Raw genomic sequence first — 14,910 nt, 5'->3', positions numbered from 1 at the left:
AGGCGGACCATAAAATGGCTATCCTTGCATATTTTAACCAAATTTGCCTGGAGCCATGCCTCTGCCTGCATACGCTGGCGATACACCCGCCCATCCCTACGCCTCGCGCGATACCGCGCTCGAGTTAGGCTTTCAGCAGTGCATCGAGCAATTTCGCACGGCCTTGCTGACTGCGCCGCTGGGCTGGCTGTTCGTCGCATGGTTGGCCTGGGGCAGAATTTCCCAGCCCCTGCTGCTGAACTGGCTCATCCCATTTGTGCTGGCCTGGACGGTGAGCCTGATCATACTGGCCCGCCTGACGCACAGGCACATCACCGTGGCCCGCGACGCCCGGCTGCTGTACCTGGCCGCTGTGCTCGACGGCCTGGCCTGGGGTTCGAGCCTGCTGCTGCTGTCCATGGACGAGCACCTCTATCTCGAACTGATCGTGGTGCTGTGCGCCATCACCGCGTTGATGGGACCCACCTTTATCAGCCACATCCGGGCCTACCGCTTCCACAGCGTGGCGATCTACGCCATGGTATGCATCAGCTGCGCCTATCACCGCGACTATGCTTACGTCGAAGCGCTCCCGCTGCTGACCGGCATGGCGCTTTTCATGCTGCTCATCCATGCACACACCCAGCGGGCATCGGCCCGCGTGCTGTATGGCTTGCAGCTGCAGATCGAGAATGCACAGCTTACCGATCAGCTGCGCGAGAGGCTGCGCGCGGCCAGGCACGACGCCACCACCGACCCGCTGACCGGCCTGGCCAACCGCCGCGTGCTCGACAGCGCTCTGGCCACCTGGCAAAACCGCGTCGTACACAGCGCGCGCCAGCTGTCGGTGCTGATGGTCGATATCGATCACTTCAAGCAGGTCAACGACACCTACGGCCACGAGGTCGGCGACCGCGTGCTGCGGGCCTTCGCCGAGCACGTGCGCAGTCTGCTGCGCTCGCAGGACCTGTTCGCACGGCACGGCGGCGAAGAGTTCGTCATCCTGCTGCCGGACACCCCGGTCGAGGCCGCGACCAATGCCGGCGACCGCATCCGCGCCAGCCTCGAAAACATGCCGCTCATCAACAACCCGCCCGTGCGCATCACCGTATCCATCGGCGTGGCCCAGCACCGCGACAGCGAATCCATCGACACCACCATGGCCCGGGCCGACGCGGCCGCCTACTCCGCCAAGCACCTGGGCCGCAATAAGGTACACCTGGCTCCCTGACGGGGTATTTGTGCGGCGCCCGCGGAACTCGGGAACCAGGACCTACATGTCCACGGTGTAAAAACATACCGCGTTGCGGCCTTGAGACTTGGCCTGGTACATGGCCAGATCGGCCCGGCGCATCAGCTCCGCCATGTCATGACCTCGCCCTTGGAACAGCGCGACACCGATGCTGGGCGTACTGCGCACTTGCTGCCCATCCAGATCGTAGGACAGGTTCAATGCCGAAAGAACCTTATGTGCGACGATCCCCGCCTTCATGCAAGCCTGCTCCAGCCCGCCGGCCAGCCCGTCGAGCACCACGACGAACTCGTCGCCGCCCAGGCGCGCGGCATCGTCATTGCCCAGGCGCGATAGCGTGTCGCGGGTCCTCAGACTGTCGCGCAGGCGCGCGGCCACCTGGACCAGCAATTGATCACCGCACTTGTGCCCCAGCGTGTCGTTGATTTTCTTGAAATTGTCCAGATCGATGAACATCAGCGCGCCGTGCGTGCCGTCGCGCGCGCTGGCCGCCTGCGCGCGTTCCAGACGGTCGTACATCAGGCGCCGGTTGGGCAGACCCGTAAGCTCATCGTAGAACGCGAGCTGTCGGATTTCATCCTGCGCGCGTTTTTTCTCCGTAATGTCGCGCATCACACCGCGATAGCCCGCAAACCTGCCATCCGCGTCGCATTTCGGCTCTCCGCTGACCGACACCCAGACCCGCTCGCCATTGCCGTCGGGCAATGCAAGCTCCAACTCATGAAAAGACCGATGCGCATCCATCAACGTGCGCTGCCTCTCCAGATCGGCCGACTTATCGCGTATGCCGGGCAGCATGCACACCTTTCTCCCAAGGAAACTCGACATGTATTGCATGTTCGAGGTGCCCTGGCCTTCGAGTTTGGTAATCCGCAGATCGGAATCCATCTCCCAGTACAAATCGGCCGATAGATGCGTGAGGCTGCGCCAACGGGCCTCGCTTTCACGCAAGGACTCCTGGGTATAAATGTGATGCGTCACATCGGTGAACACCCAGACATGACCTCCCCTGGCAAGCGGATGGCGGCGTATTTCCACCACGTAGCCCGACATCATGTCCAGGATGTAGTTCTTCGAGTTGTCCCATTCGTATCCGTTCAGGTCGCCGTCCAACCGTTCCCAGCCGGTATCGTCCGACGACTTGCCATTCAGGACGAACAGCGCTTTGCGTTTCGCCGGATCAAGAAAGGCGCGCGTCACATCCGGCATCGCCGGCAGACTTGCCGCGTAATTTTTGGATATATCGAGAAGTTCCAGAAATTGCCGGTTGTAGGAATGCAGATAACCCTGTGCGTCTTCGTAGGCGACCCCCTGCGCAATGGACGCAAGAATATCGTCCATCAGATGCACCTGCTCACGCAGCCTGGCATTGCGTTGCGCCGTTTTCTCCTGCGCGCCCAGGCGTGCAGCGGCACCGATGCCTCGCGGCCCGATCATCCGCCCCAGCTGCACACCGATCTGCGACATATTGCACAGCAGCGATGCGGTCGGCTCGTCGTCGCGCTCCGAAAAAAATTCGAGCACGGCGACGACCTCGCGCCCCGCAAGGACCGGAAACCCGTATGCCGCGCGCAAGCCGGCCTGCCTGGCCAAGGCCGCACGCGAGAAATCTATGTCTTGTGTGATATCGGCAAGCCATGCGGGTCGACCCGTTCCGAGCACCTGCCCCGGCAGTCCGTCGTAGATGGCATCCTCGTCTTCCACGCTGGCTGCGCGCAAAAGCGCAAAGCGGTGCGCGTCCAGGCAAAACCAGATGCCCGAGGAACTCAGCTGCGGTTCGGCCTGCAGCTGCCCGTCATCGACGAAGAAAATATGGCCGACCGGCCACACGACATGACGGCAAATGCGCTCCAGGGCCGATGCCAGCACGATATCGGTGTCCACGGCCTGGTCGACATCGGCCGTGATCGCCTCAAGCAGACTGTTCTCCTGCCGCCGCAGGTAAAGCTCGCGCAGGCCGTCTTCAAGGTAAATTTCCGCGTCCAGGCGGGCTTGACGTTCGCGCTCGAGCTGCAGGCGCAACATGGCAAGCTCGTCATATCCTGTGGGTCCGACCGACATGGGGGTCTCGGTTTTGCCTTATGGGCGTTGTCGGCCCCCATTTTTTCAGACATGCGCGTTGCCATCAATGGCCGCAATTGAAAAATCAACTTCAACCAAGGAAACCGCTACTGCTTGGCCGCCTCATTGACGAACATGTCCGTGTATGTTTTCTTCAGATCGATATTGGCTTTTTTAACCTGCGGACGAATCGTCGACATTACGCGAAGCACGGTTTTCGGACCATCGGCCGGCATTGTCCCGTCGGCTGAAAACCATGGCAGGTATGCCTTGAGCGCCTTTACATAGAGTGCCTTGTCGATGCCTGCGTAATAGCTGCGCGGCAACATCGCGACAATTTGCTCGGCGCTGTGCGTGTGCAGATACCGCAATGCCATGACAAATCCGCGAACGAGCAGCGCCGCTTCGCGGCGATGCGCATTGACCCAACTGCTCGGCATATATAGACAGCTGGTTGGATAGAGCGCACCGAGCGCGCTGCGTGTTCCGTCCGCGGTCCGCATGTCGATGAGCACTCGCGCTTCGGCGCTCGATATCAGCCGAGACGCAGTCGGCTCGGTCGTCATGCCCGCGGCAATGCGGTTTTCGCGCATCGCGTTGATGAACGTTGTTCCGGCGTCGACGGCCTTGAGCCTATAGTCGTCGTGATCCAGCCCCGCCTGGCTCGCAAGATACTCGGTCAGGAAATCAGTCGACGATCCTAGGGATGTCACGCCAAGCGCCTGGCCTTTGAAGTCCGCCGGCGAGGTGATTGTCGCGGCGGCGTTCTTGGACACGAGCATCACTTCGCCCGGCACGTCCGAAAACTGAACAAGCGACTCGACCTCGATGCCTTTTGCCTGCAAGTCAATCGTATGATCGTAGAAGCCTACGACGCCTTGCACGCCTCCGGCGATCATTTCGTCCTCGGCGTTGACTCCCGCGGATTCCGTCACGACATCAACGTCGAGTCCCTGCTTTTCGAAATAACGTTTTGCCAGAACTGCCGGCAGATAGATGATCTTATCGATGCCACCGACCATGATCGTGACCCTTTCCGATGCATCGACTCGGCTCGCGAATAGGCACATGCCCAGTGAAATACCCACCGCGGCAGTTGCCAGTCTCCTCATGTCCATTGAACTTTCTCCTCCTTGTCCCTGCAGCGCAAGTACGATCCGATGCAGGTGCCGCGCCTCGTTTACGAGGTCTCTGGCGATCCGTCCGTTGCGAGCGGCAATCGGACAATAACGCATAGCCCTTTGCCTTGCAGTCCATCCGCAAGTTCGACATCGGCCCTGCAGACCTTGGCCGCCTCGCTGACAATGGCAAGGCCCAGTCCGAATCCGCCGCTGTCCGACAGATTGCCTCGGCTAAAGCGCTCAAAGACGCGCGACCGAAGCGCGACGGGTATGCCGGGTCCCGTGTCGTCCACGCGCAGTATTGCCAATGCGTCGGCGCGTCCCGCGTATACCGTGACATGGCCGCCGCGCGGCGTATAGCGCACGGCATTGTCAACGAGATTGAACAACAACTCATGCAACAACGCCGAACACGTCATCACGGTCGTATCGACGCTGGCGGCATCAAGTCCAAGATCTACGCCCTTGTCGTCCGCCAGCACGGACAGTCCAACGAGCACTCGGTGCGCGAGATCGAGCAGGCTGACCGGTTCGCGCGGCAGTTTCGCCTCGCGGCTCGCCTCGGCCTGGGACAAGCTCAGCAACTGATTGACGAGGTCTTTCAATCGCCGTGCATTCGCGCGCACCGCGACCAGCATTTCACGCAGTTCGTCAGCGGATTGAAGATGGCCCGCATAGTCCAGCTGCGTGCTCATCAAAGCGATCGGCGTGCGTAGTTGATGTGCGGCATCGGCAATAAAGCGCTTCTGAATATCGTGCTGACGCGTGAGGCGCGCGACATATTGATTGATCGTATCCACCATGGGCCAAAGCTCCTGGTGAAGTTGCGTCGTATCGAGCGCGGTGAGATCGTCGGCTTCGCGCGTCTCCAGGTCCTTGCGCAATTTCAGAAGCGGCTTGAGCTCGAACGTAAGTCCGACCAGCATCAGCACCAGCGTAAGCGTGAGCAGCGCGGATTCCTGAAAGAGCACCGGTTGCCAGAGATTGGCGACAAAGCGCGAGAATGACTTGAGCCCTTGAGCCACCGAGACGAGAACGATCGTCGTCTGACCGTTTCGATAGAGCCGGCGCGAGATCGTCACCATTCTCAGCATTTCGCCGCGATAGGCGACATTGCCGTAATTGGGCTTGCCGTCGGCCGATACCGGCATGCTGCTCAGATCGGGCCATCCCGCGAGCAGATCGTCGGGAAGCGCGCGAACCTGAAAATAGACAAGGTCGTGCTGACTGGAGGCAAGCATGCGCAATGCCGCGGGCGGCGTATCGGCGATGAGCGCCTGATCAATCCAACGTACCTGCTCGGCCATCATTTCGGCCGATGCGAGCAACCGCCGATCCTGCAAAAGCAGCGCATTTTCGCGCGCGTCACGCCAGGACAGCGCCGTCGTCAACCCAAGCGCGACAGCCATCGGTATCAACACCCAGAGAACCAGGCGAAGGCGCAGCCGCTTCATGTCGAATTGGCCGCGTCGCGCAGCACATAGCCGATTCCGCGCAACGTAAGAATCCGCGCCTGCGCCCCGGCAAGCTTGCGGCGCAGCCGATAGATATAGGTTTCGATCGCGTTCTCGCCCGCCTCGCTGCCCAACTCAAATACCTGCGCGATCAACTGCGCCTTGGTGATCGTCTTGCCCTGGCGCAAAATAAGGGATTCCAGCACACGATGCTCGCGCTGCGTGAGTTCGAGCAAGCGGCCATCCAGGCGGAATTGCTGTATGTCCAGATCGAACTGCAGGTCAGCGCACTGGACGACGGACTGGCTGCTGCGTCCGTGCCGGCGAATCAACACTTTGATTCTTGCCACGAGTTCTCGCATCTCGAACGGCTTGCCCACGTAATCGTCCGCTCCGATATCGAGGCAATCGACCTTTACATCGATCGAGGCATTAGCCGTCACGACCAGAACCGGCATGTCGTTGCGCCGCCGACGAATGCTGCGCAACACATTGCGGCCATCCATGCCGGGCAATCGCAGATCAAGCAGGAGCAGATCGTATTGCGACTGCTCCAGGCGTGAGATGGCCGTCGAGCCATCGTATACGCACTCGACCTCGAACCGCTCTGTCCGAAGCGCCTTGCTGAGCCAATGGGCGAACTCTTCGTTGTCTTCTACGAGCAGCAGTTTCATTGCTCTGTTCACATTTCAAGCGAACGACCGGCACGGCTTGCATCGCCGGGCCGGTCGCTTGGATGGATTTTGGTGATCTTAGAACGAAATTGATCGGAACTTACGACCAAAAGGAGAGAAAAAATTAGTTCCCCGAGGCCGCCTCTTTCGCAAGCAATGCGTTCGCCTTGATGGCGTATTCGTTCGTGTACGTCACATCCAGGTCGACCGGCTTGGAAATCTTGCCGGCGAACTTCTCGACCGCCAGCACCGTCTGTGGGCCGCCTTGAGGCATCAGGCCGTCAGGCAGGAACTGGCCCTTGTCCATCGCGAGGGCCTTCACATACTCGCTTTTGGTCGACAGTTGATTGCTGACGAAATCAGAGGGCAAATGATCGGCGATTTCTGCCGCGCTGTGCGTATTGATCCAGTGCATTGTCGCGACCATCGCATTGACCACCGCTTGCGTCTGGACCGGATGCGCCTTGACCCAGTCGGCCCGAGCGAGCACCGCCGCCGTGGGCCAGTAGCCTCCCAGCCACTTTTTGACGCCGTCGGCCGTCGCCAGATCCATCGCCGAATAGCCGACCTTCATTTTCTCGATCGCGTTGACGGTCGGCTGCGTCGTCATGCCGCAGACGATACGGTCATGCTCGAGCGCGCCGATCAGCGTCGGACCGGCACCGACGCCCACGCGCGAGAAGTCGTGCAGTCCGAGATGGTAGCGGGCGGCAAGGTACAGCGTCAGATCGTCGGTGCCCGAGCCCAGATCGGTCACGCCGACCACCTTACCCTTCCAGTCGGCAGGTGTCTTGACGCCCGATTTCGTGGCGCACATTTCGCGTTCGCCCGGCGCGCCACTTAACTGGACGATGTCAAGAACAGCCTTGCCGTGCTGTTGGAAGTCGATCGTATGGACATACCACGCACCGGCCATATCGACCTGGCCGGAGACCATCGCGTCTTCCGCGCCAACCCCGCCCGATTGCTCGGTCGACAGTTCCATGTCAACGCCGTATTTCTTGAAAAAGCCCAGATTCTGCGCAAGCGAGTACGGCAGGTAGATCTGCTTGTCCATACCGCCGACCATCATGGTGACCTTCGGCAGCGGGGCCGCTGCCACGGCATGACCGTAAATCAGCCCCGCCGCGCACACCAGGCCCGCCAGCGTCTTCGAAAACAGGAATTTTTCCTTCATGACTCCATCTCCTTGGTTATGCGAGACCGGCACGCCGGTCTCTAATGAATCGAATGCAAATTCACACTGCAAGCCGGCCATTCAAATGCCTCGCACGTCGCTGTCGTGCGAGGCCGGCGGCTGCCATGACAACAATGATTTTTCGAGAACCGCCATTAACGCCTCGGCCGATAGCGCAACAATGCCGATGATCAGCATCGCGCCGAATACGCCATTTGCATCGAACGTGTTCTGCGCTGTCGCAATCACCAGACCCAGGCCACGCTGCGCGCCCAGGAACTCGCCGACAATCGCGCCGATGATCGAGAATCCGAGCGCGACGTGCAGGCTCGCGATGATCCAAGTCATGGCGGACGGAAAGATCACATGCCAGACAATCTGCAGCCGCGACGCACCCAGAATTCGGGAATTCGCGACCAGATTCCGGTCGACGCTTCGCACACCCTGGAACGCGTTGAAGAACACGACGAAAAACACCAGAATCGCGGCCAGCACGACCTTGGACGGCATGCCAAGCCCGAGCCACATCACCAGCACCGAACCCAGAACGATGCGCGGCAGTGCGTTCACGATTTTGATGTACGGGCCGATGACTTCGGCCAGGTAAGGACTCTCGCCCAGGAGCACGCCGAACACCACGCCGCTGGACACGCCCGCCGCGAAGCCGAGCAGCGACTCCTCGAGCGTGACCCAGATCTGCTCCCAAAGCGACCCATATGCGGTGCCGTGCTGTATCCAATCCCACAATCGCATGACAATTCCGCTGGGCGATCCGAAGAAGAACGGATCAAGAATGCCCAGCGCTGTTGTCAGCTGCCAGCCGCCGACGACCAGCACGAAAAGCGCCGCGCGCCCCAGGAAAACCGACCTCTTGCGCCGTTGCGCGCTGCGGCGGGCCGCCGCAGCGCTGGCCATCGTCCCGCCGCTTTGTTTGCTTATGCTCACCGCATTCATGCCGTCGCTCCTTGCTGTTTCGATACGGCGGACGCCCGCGAGTATGTCTGTTCCACTTCTTCGCGCAGCGATTCCCAGATCTGCTGATAGAGATCCAGAAAGCGGGGCTGGAAGCGAATTTCCTGCACCTGACCGCGCGGACGCGGCAGATCGATATCGAACACCGCCTTGACCGTCGCGGGCCCGGCCGTCATCACCACGACACGGTCGGCCAGCGCAATCGCTTCCTCCAGATCGTGTGTCACGAAAAGCACCGAGGGGCGCGTCTTTTCCCACAGCGCTAATAGCTCGTTGGACATGATGGCCCGCGTCTGCACATCGAGCGCCGAAAACGGCTCGTCCATGAGCAGCATGGACGGCTTGTTGATGAGCGCGGCCGCCATGCTCACGCGCTTGCGCATGCCGCCTGACAGCTGATACGGGTAATAATTCTCGAAGCCTGCGAGACCGACGGTGCGCAGCCAATCGCGCGCCTGCTCCAGAGCCTGTTGCTTGGGAACCCCACGGAATGTCGGACCCAGCGCGACATTTTTGAGAATCGATTTCCATGGCATCAGGGCGTCGGTCTGGAACACGAAGCTGGTGCCTTGCGTGATGCCGTCCACCTCGCGTCCCGACACCCGCACCATGCCCTCGCTCGGCCGATAGAGTCCGGCCGCCAACGTAAGAGTGGTCGATTTTCCGCAGCCGGTAGGGCCGACCACGGCGCAGAACATGCCCGGTTCGATCACCAGATTCACATCGCGCAGAACGGTCTTCTCGACGCCATCCCGCGTGGGAAAGCGCTTGGTCACGTGCGCGAATTGCACGCTTCCTTGCCCAGCCAAAATCTCAGACATATATAGCTAACCTTTCACATGCAGATAAACCCGCCGGCGGCAGATGCCGGCGGAAGTTTGCGACAACACGCCTGTCGCGCCGAGGCATCAGAAATGCCAGATCCCGCCAACCTCGATACGCCGAGCCGATTGCTTGCCGTAACCTGTCGATGCCTGGAACGTCTTCTGCCCCCATGCCACTTCGACGCCAAGGTCGACTGTCTTGACCGGCCGGTAGATCAAATTCAGATGCACGGTCTTGATCGTCACAGCGTTGTTTGTATCGGCAGGCAGGAACGAGGCAAGTCGTTGATGGTTGTATCCAAACGCGAGCGTCGATCGCAGCCTGGACGTCCACCAGTGCTGGTAGAAGAGCGTTCCGCCCATGAGGGGCTGCAGCACGACTTGCGTTGCACCCGTCGGACTGGCGGAGGTGCCGTTGTCGACCGCAAGGGCGGAAGGCACGTTCGCGCCAAAGTCGTCGGGCATGTAGTGCCCCAGCGCGCCGTACCAGGCCTGGCCGCCGAAATTGTCGTCGCCGTAGCCGCCGCCGGATTTGGGCACGTTGAACGTCGCGCCGATCAGGGCGCCCGGAGCAAACACCCTCGTGCGCATGCCGTTCTTGTCGGTATAGCCAAGGTCCTGGGCCTCACCTGAGAGCTGGAAATGCCCCCATGCGCCCTCGCGTTCATACTTTGCGGTGATGTCTGGCATGGTGTTGGCTTTGGTCCATGCCTCAATGTTGCCCTGTGTGTCCTGGTAGCCGGTCTGGGGATTTTCGAGTGAGAACGACACGTTTGCGCCGTTGCCCATCGGCTGCGTCCAACGCAACTGCGGCACGCGTTCGGCGGGAAGGCCTGCCGGCCCCGCGTTATCGAACGTTTCCGGCGAATCCGGATCGTCGATGAAGTTCGAGTTCGCCATACCGACGAGGAAATGACCGATCGTGCCGTACGCGGTGACGATGCGCGCGCCCCAGCTATTGTTCTGCAGCGCCTGATTGTTGTCGCCGCCAGGAACATAACCGTAGAAATCAAGCCCGAAGTTCGTCGTGATCGGACCATACGGGCTCGGCGTGTTCGTACCAACGACCAATCGCGAAACCTTATCCTGGAAGTGGAAGGAGTTTTGCGACTGCTTGCGCGCGGCGCTGCCTGCCGGGTCGAGGTTGCCGATCGAAAACTTCGGCCCGAGGTTTTCCGTCGGGTCGTAAATGCCCTGAAAATTGATGAAGCCGCCTATGCTGAGCGACGTATTGGTGCCCGGTACGATGAATGAGCCGGGGATTGTTCCGCGGCGCACGTATTCCGCGTCCAGGCTCGCCTGCTCGGCGCGGGTTGGCGTCAGGTCCGGCGCGGGCTTGCCGGGCGCAGCAACCAGAGGCGGATAGGACGTCGATACGGCTTTGACTGCCTCATTCGTTTTTTTCTGCGTTATTTCGAGCTGATTCAATTTGCTCGAAAGTGCCTGGATCTGCGCCTTGAGATCGCTCAACTCGTCGGCATGAGCGGGCGCCGACGCAGCCGCGAGACCCGCGATTGCACAGCACAGCATGCTTAGCCGAAACGGCGTTCTGTTCTTCGCGTCGCGATGCGCGCGGCCTGTCAATGTCCTGCGTATTTTCATACGCTGCCTCCTGATTTGATTGTTATCTTTCATGCCATCCGGATCGTTGTCCGGATGAGATGTGAATGCTAAGGAGGGCAAGCTCTCGCTTAGCTGGCAGGCATAGCGGCGATTTATCAGTAGTTACCCGATGCGGATTGCCAGGACCGAGGCGGCGCGGCCTCTTCGGGTAGTCGTGCGAAAACGGATATTGCAGTGCAATATCCCGTCGGTGGACATAGCGCTTGGCTAGGGATATTAAGTTGTATTGCTAACTATTTTTTGTTATCTTTGACTCATGTTTGAACACTGCATCTACTTCAACGCCACGTCCCTGGCTCGCCAACTGGAACGGGAATGGGCGCGCGCCTTCAAGCCGTTCGGGCTGACGCCTCCGCAAGCTTTCATGCTGCGGGCGATACTCGACAAGGGCTCCATTACCAGCACGGATTTGGCGGCCGAGCTAAATATCACCAAGGCTACCTGCTCGCGCACCCTGGACGGCCTTATCGAACTCGGTTGCGCCACGCGAGTCCAGGCCGGTGCGGACGGGCGCAGCCACGCGCTTCATCCCACCGCCAAATCCAGGGGCATGCAGGGCGATCTCAATCAGGCCAGTGCTGAGACAACCCGAAAGATCAAACGCATTATCGGTAGCGACACATTCGAGGCTACCGTCAAGAGCCTGAGGCGCATCCGTTCTTCAATCAGATAGTTTTTTGTCCATTTAGTTGTATTGCTAACCAAATAGAGGTGTGACATGCCGATTCTGACCGTGAAAGTGAGTGGCCGGAAATCCCAAGACCTGACGAACCGGATCGCAAGCCTGCTGATGGATCTGACCAGCAAAATACTCAAGAAAAAGCGCGAGGTGACCGCCATCGCCATCGAGTATGTAGATCACGATTGCTGGTTTGTCGGCGGCAAGCTGTTGAGCGAACTGGGCAAGAACAGCTTTTACTTCGACATCAAGATCACCGACGAAACCAACACCAAAGACCAGAAGGCCCAGTACATCGAGGAAGCGTTCGCGGGGTTCGAGCGCATCCTGGGCAATCTTCACGAGGAAAGCTATATCTACGTCCAGGATGTGCGCGCCGCTTCATACGGATATGGCGGCAAGACACAGGAGTACCGGCACCACCACTGACGTCAATATGGCGCGTAGACGATGCGAGGGCGCACAACCGGCGCAGCGTAGTAATAGCCGGGTGGCGCGTACACGGGCTGGGCGTAGTAGACGGGGGGAGGTGGCGGCGGCGCGTAGTAGACAGGCGCCGGGGCGGCATACATCGGCGTGGCGGCAGCACCGACCGCCAGGCCGACCAAGGCGCCCACGGCGGCGCCTACAGCCCAAGGCCCGGGACCGTCGTGGTCGCGTCCCCAGGCATTGGCGCTCATGCTGGCCGTGGCCAGGCCCACAGCGACCGTAGCGACGGCGGCGGCTTTCAGGATCGGTTTCATTGTGATCTCCAGTGCCGAGGGTAGTCAGCGTGACTCGGCGGCACACCCGGCGGGGGCCGGTTTGTGTGAGGTTTGGACAGCTAGTGTAGGACGGAGTTCCGGGGTGCGCGGCGGGTGCCGGGCGCAGGGAATTTCAATGCATGTCAGCACGCCGGCTCTTGTGAGGGCAGCCCGCCGCTACAATCGACCGCCTACCGGCCGGCATCCTTTACCGGCCCCCACCCCTTCGAAAACAGAGCAAACCGCCCACTCCAGTTCACAGCATTAATCTGGTCCACACCATGTCGCTGCGGTAAATAGTTTTTAATTTCCAACAGGAAATAAAGTTGGTCACAATGCCGGTTTCATTACCAACTTTATTCCAGCGTTACCAACTTTATTCCCTGTCATCACAAGGTGTCACGGCCACCTCACTCCACCGTCACGCTTTTGGCCAGATTCCGCGGCTTGTCCACGTCCGTGCCGCGCGCCACCGCCGTGTGATATGCCAGCAACTGCAACGCCACCGTATGCAAGATAGGCGACAGCATGCCGTAGTGCTCCGGCATGCGGATCACGTGCATGTCTTCTTCGTTGTGAATACTGCAGTCGTCATCGGCGAACACGTACATCTCACCGCCGCGCGCGCGCACCTCCTGCATGTTCGACTTGAGCTTTTCCAGCAGCGCGTCATTGGGCGCGATGGTGACCACGGGCATCTCATCGGTGACCAGGGCCAAGGGGCCGTGCTTGAGTTCGCCCGCCGGGTAGGCCTCGGCGTGGATGTAGCTGATTTCCTTGAGCTTGAGCGCGCCTTCCAGGGCGATGGGGTAATGCATGCCGCGGCCCAGAAAGAGCGCGTTTTCCTTGTTGGCGAAGCGGTCGGCCCAGCCCATGATCTGCGGCTCCAGCGCCAGCACCGCGCTGATGGCCACGGGCAGGTGGCGCAGGTTCTTCAGGTGCTGGGCTTCGTCCTGCGGGCTCAGGCGACCGCGCAGCTTGGCCAGCGTCAGGGCCAGCAGGAACAGCGCGGTAAGCTGGGTGGTAAAGGCCTTGGTCGAGGCCACGCCGATTTCGACGCCCGCGAGCGTGATGTAGCTCAGTTCGCACTCGCGCACCATCGCACTGGTGGCCACGTTGCAGATGGTGAGCGTGTGCGTCATGCCCAGCGACTGCGCGTGCTGGAGCGCGGACAGCGTGTCGGCGGTCTCGCCCGACTGCGAGATGGTCACCACCAGCGTCTTGGGGTCGGGCACGCTGTCGCGGTAGCGGTATTCGCTGGCGATCTCGACGTTGACGGGAATCTTGGCCAGCGATTCGATCCAGTACTTGGCAGTCAGGCCCGCGTAGTAGCTGGTGCCGCAGGCCAGGATGAGCAGGGAATGCACCTTGGGCAGCACCTCTTGCGCCTTGGCGCCGAACAGCGTGGTCGCGATCGATTCGACCGCCTGCAGCGTGTCGCCCACGGCGCGCGGCTGCTCGAAGATTTCCTTCTGCATGTAGTGGCGATAAGGGCCGAGCTCGGCCTGGCCGGCGTGGATATGCACGGTGTGCACCTTGCGCTCGATCTGCTTGCCGGCGGCGTCGACGATCCACACCTTGGCCAGCTGCAAGTCGACCACATCGCCATCTTCCAGGTAGATGATTTGGTCGGTGGTGCCGGCCAGCGCCAGCGCATCCGAGGCCAGGAAGTTCTCGTTCTTGCCCAGGCCCACGACCAGCGGCGAGCCGTGACGCGCGCCCACCACGCGGTGCGGCTCGTCGCGGCAGAACACGGCCAGCGCATAGGCGCCCTTCAGGCGGCGCGCGGCCTGCTGCACGGCTTCGAAGAGGTCGCCCTGGTAGAGGTGGTTGATAAGGTGCGCGACCACCTCGGTGTCGGTCTGGCTCTCGAAGACGAAGCCGGCGGCAAGCAGCTCGGCGCGCAGCTCTTCGTAGTTCTCGATGATGCCGTTATGCACCAGGCCGATGCGCGGTTCGTCATTGCCCTGGGCTGAGAAATGCGGGTGGGCGTTGTAGAGTGAGGGATTGCCGTGCGTGGCCCAGCGCGTGTGCGCGATGCCGGTGTAGCCGGCCAGCTTTTCCTTGACGATTTCGTCGGCCAATTCGGCCACGCGCTGCGTGGTGCGCGCACGGCGCAGGCGGCCGTCGACGTACAGGGCCACACCGCAGGAATCGTAGCCGCGGTATTCCAGGCGACGCAGGCCTTCGACGAGAATGGGGGTGATGTCGCGCTGGGCGACGGCGCCGACGATGCCGCACATGGCAAAACTCCAAGATAAGTAAGGAATGTCCGCATTGTGCGCGTGAGGCCATGAAATTTGGATTCTATCTAAGCCATTTTATGTAATAAAATTTCTTATATATTTATT

General features: G+C 60.6%; 13 protein-coding genes. 3 read left to right on the top strand and 10 right to left on the bottom strand.

The features are described from left to right. Positions 1 to 55 precede the first annotated feature (55 nt). The gene (locus H143_RS0107540) at positions 56 to 1,210 is read left to right on the top strand and encodes a diguanylate cyclase (protein ID WP_019937622.1); all 1,155 of its coding nucleotides are present in this window, start codon (positions 56 to 58) and stop codon (positions 1,208 to 1,210) included. A gap of 42 nt (positions 1,211 to 1,252) precedes the next feature. On the opposite strand, the gene H143_RS20205 is transcribed toward H143_RS0107540, so the two are convergent. The 8 genes from H143_RS20205 to H143_RS0107500 all read right to left on the bottom strand — a co-directional run bounded on the left by H143_RS20205 (position 1,253) and on the right by H143_RS0107500 (position 11,116). Then, positions 1,253 to 3,292 (bottom strand): diguanylate cyclase domain-containing protein, encoded by a 2,040-nt coding sequence (locus H143_RS20205; RefSeq protein WP_019937621.1) that lies wholly within the window; start codon positions 3,290 to 3,292, stop codon positions 1,253 to 1,255. A 107-nt stretch (positions 3,293 to 3,399) separates the two neighbouring features. After that, positions 3,400 to 4,404: an ABC transporter substrate-binding protein gene (locus H143_RS0107530; RefSeq protein ID WP_026349824.1), complete on the bottom strand. Its 1,005-nt coding sequence runs from the start codon at positions 4,402 to 4,404 to the stop codon at positions 3,400 to 3,402. Positions 4,405 to 4,472: 68 nt separating this feature from the next. After that, the gene (locus H143_RS0107525) at positions 4,473 to 5,867 is read right to left on the bottom strand and encodes a sensor histidine kinase (protein ID WP_019937619.1); all 1,395 of its coding nucleotides are present in this window, start codon (positions 5,865 to 5,867) and stop codon (positions 4,473 to 4,475) included. Beyond that, positions 5,864 to 6,541, bottom strand: a complete 678-nt coding sequence (locus H143_RS0107520) for a response regulator (protein ID WP_019937618.1) — start codon at positions 6,539 to 6,541, stop codon at positions 5,864 to 5,866. Before H143_RS0107520 ends, H143_RS0107525 begins: the two co-directional genes overlap by 4 nt. Before the next feature lie 124 nt (positions 6,542 to 6,665). Next, a complete protein-coding gene (locus tag H143_RS0107515) occupies positions 6,666 to 7,799 on the bottom strand; it encodes an ABC transporter substrate-binding protein (RefSeq protein ID WP_231378472.1) in 1,134 nt (377 codons plus the stop codon). Next, entirely contained in the window at positions 7,800 to 8,672 is an 873-nt protein-coding gene (locus H143_RS0107510; protein ID WP_019937616.1) for an ABC transporter permease subunit, read from the bottom strand. Next, complete coding sequence (locus H143_RS0107505; protein WP_026349823.1) at positions 8,669 to 9,511, bottom strand: ABC transporter ATP-binding protein; 843 nt, start codon at positions 9,509 to 9,511, stop codon at positions 8,669 to 8,671. Before H143_RS0107505 ends, H143_RS0107510 begins: the two co-directional genes overlap by 4 nt. Before the next feature lie 87 nt (positions 9,512 to 9,598). After that, positions 9,599 to 11,116, bottom strand: coding sequence for a porin (locus H143_RS0107500; protein WP_155803347.1), 1,518 nt, complete (start codon positions 11,114 to 11,116; stop codon positions 9,599 to 9,601). A 277-nt stretch (positions 11,117 to 11,393) separates the two neighbouring features. Between H143_RS0107500 and H143_RS0107495 the strand changes: the two genes are divergently transcribed. Both H143_RS0107495 and H143_RS0107490 read left to right on the top strand, forming a co-directional pair. Then, entirely contained in the window at positions 11,394 to 11,810 is a 417-nt protein-coding gene (locus tag H143_RS0107495; RefSeq protein WP_019937613.1) for a MarR family winged helix-turn-helix transcriptional regulator, read from the top strand. Positions 11,811 to 11,855: 45 nt separating this feature from the next. Beyond that, positions 11,856 to 12,245: a 4-oxalocrotonate tautomerase family protein gene (locus H143_RS0107490; protein ID WP_019937612.1), complete on the top strand. Its 390-nt coding sequence runs from the start codon at positions 11,856 to 11,858 to the stop codon at positions 12,243 to 12,245. A gap of 2 nt (positions 12,246 to 12,247) precedes the next feature. Here the strand turns inward: H143_RS0107490 and H143_RS20200 are convergent, their stop codons facing one another. Beyond that, entirely contained in the window at positions 12,248 to 12,559 is a 312-nt protein-coding gene (locus tag H143_RS20200; protein WP_019937611.1) for a hypothetical protein, read from the bottom strand. Between the two features lie 410 nt (positions 12,560 to 12,969). Next, complete coding sequence (glmS, locus tag H143_RS0107480; RefSeq protein WP_019937610.1) at positions 12,970 to 14,802, bottom strand: glutamine--fructose-6-phosphate transaminase (isomerizing); 1,833 nt, start codon at positions 14,800 to 14,802, stop codon at positions 12,970 to 12,972. Positions 14,803 to 14,910 lie beyond the last annotated feature (108 nt).

The organism is Bordetella sp. FB-8 (genome assembly GCF_000382185.1).
In the GTDB taxonomy this organism is placed as follows: domain Bacteria; phylum Pseudomonadota; class Gammaproteobacteria; order Burkholderiales; family Burkholderiaceae_B; genus Bordetella.
Note: the sequence above shows the minus strand (reverse complement) of the source record. Positions and strands in the feature narration are given on the sequence as shown.

Excerpts from the sequence above, each read along its gene's own strand:
- H143_RS0107540 (WP_019937622.1), top strand. The coding sequence starts at position 56 with ATGCCTCTGCCTGCATACGCTGGCGATACACCCGCCCATCCCTACGCC.
- H143_RS20205 (WP_019937621.1), bottom strand. The coding sequence starts at position 3,292 with ATGTCGGTCGGACCCACAGGATATGACGAGCTTGCCATGTTGCGCCTG.
- H143_RS0107530 (WP_026349824.1), bottom strand. The coding sequence starts at position 4,404 with ATGAGGAGACTGGCAACTGCCGCGGTGGGTATTTCACTGGGCATGTGC.
- H143_RS0107525 (WP_019937619.1), bottom strand. The coding sequence starts at position 5,867 with ATGAAGCGGCTGCGCCTTCGCCTGGTTCTCTGGGTGTTGATACCGATG.
- H143_RS0107520 (WP_019937618.1), bottom strand. The coding sequence starts at position 6,541 with ATGAAACTGCTGCTCGTAGAAGACAACGAAGAGTTCGCCCATTGGCTC.
- H143_RS0107515 (WP_231378472.1), bottom strand. The coding sequence starts at position 7,799 with ATGGCCGGCTTGCAGTGTGAATTTGCATTCGATTCATTAGAGACCGGC.
- H143_RS0107510 (WP_019937616.1), bottom strand. The coding sequence starts at position 8,672 with ATGAATGCGGTGAGCATAAGCAAACAAAGCGGCGGGACGATGGCCAGC.
- H143_RS0107505 (WP_026349823.1), bottom strand. The coding sequence starts at position 9,511 with ATGTCTGAGATTTTGGCTGGGCAAGGAAGCGTGCAATTCGCGCACGTG.
- H143_RS0107500 (WP_155803347.1), bottom strand. The coding sequence starts at position 11,116 with ATGAAAATACGCAGGACATTGACAGGCCGCGCGCATCGCGACGCGAAG.
- H143_RS0107495 (WP_019937613.1), top strand. The coding sequence starts at position 11,394 with ATGTTTGAACACTGCATCTACTTCAACGCCACGTCCCTGGCTCGCCAA.
- H143_RS0107490 (WP_019937612.1), top strand. The coding sequence starts at position 11,856 with ATGCCGATTCTGACCGTGAAAGTGAGTGGCCGGAAATCCCAAGACCTG.
- H143_RS20200 (WP_019937611.1), bottom strand. The coding sequence starts at position 12,559 with ATGAAACCGATCCTGAAAGCCGCCGCCGTCGCTACGGTCGCTGTGGGC.
- glmS (WP_019937610.1), bottom strand. The coding sequence starts at position 14,802 with ATGTGCGGCATCGTCGGCGCCGTCGCCCAGCGCGACATCACCCCCATT.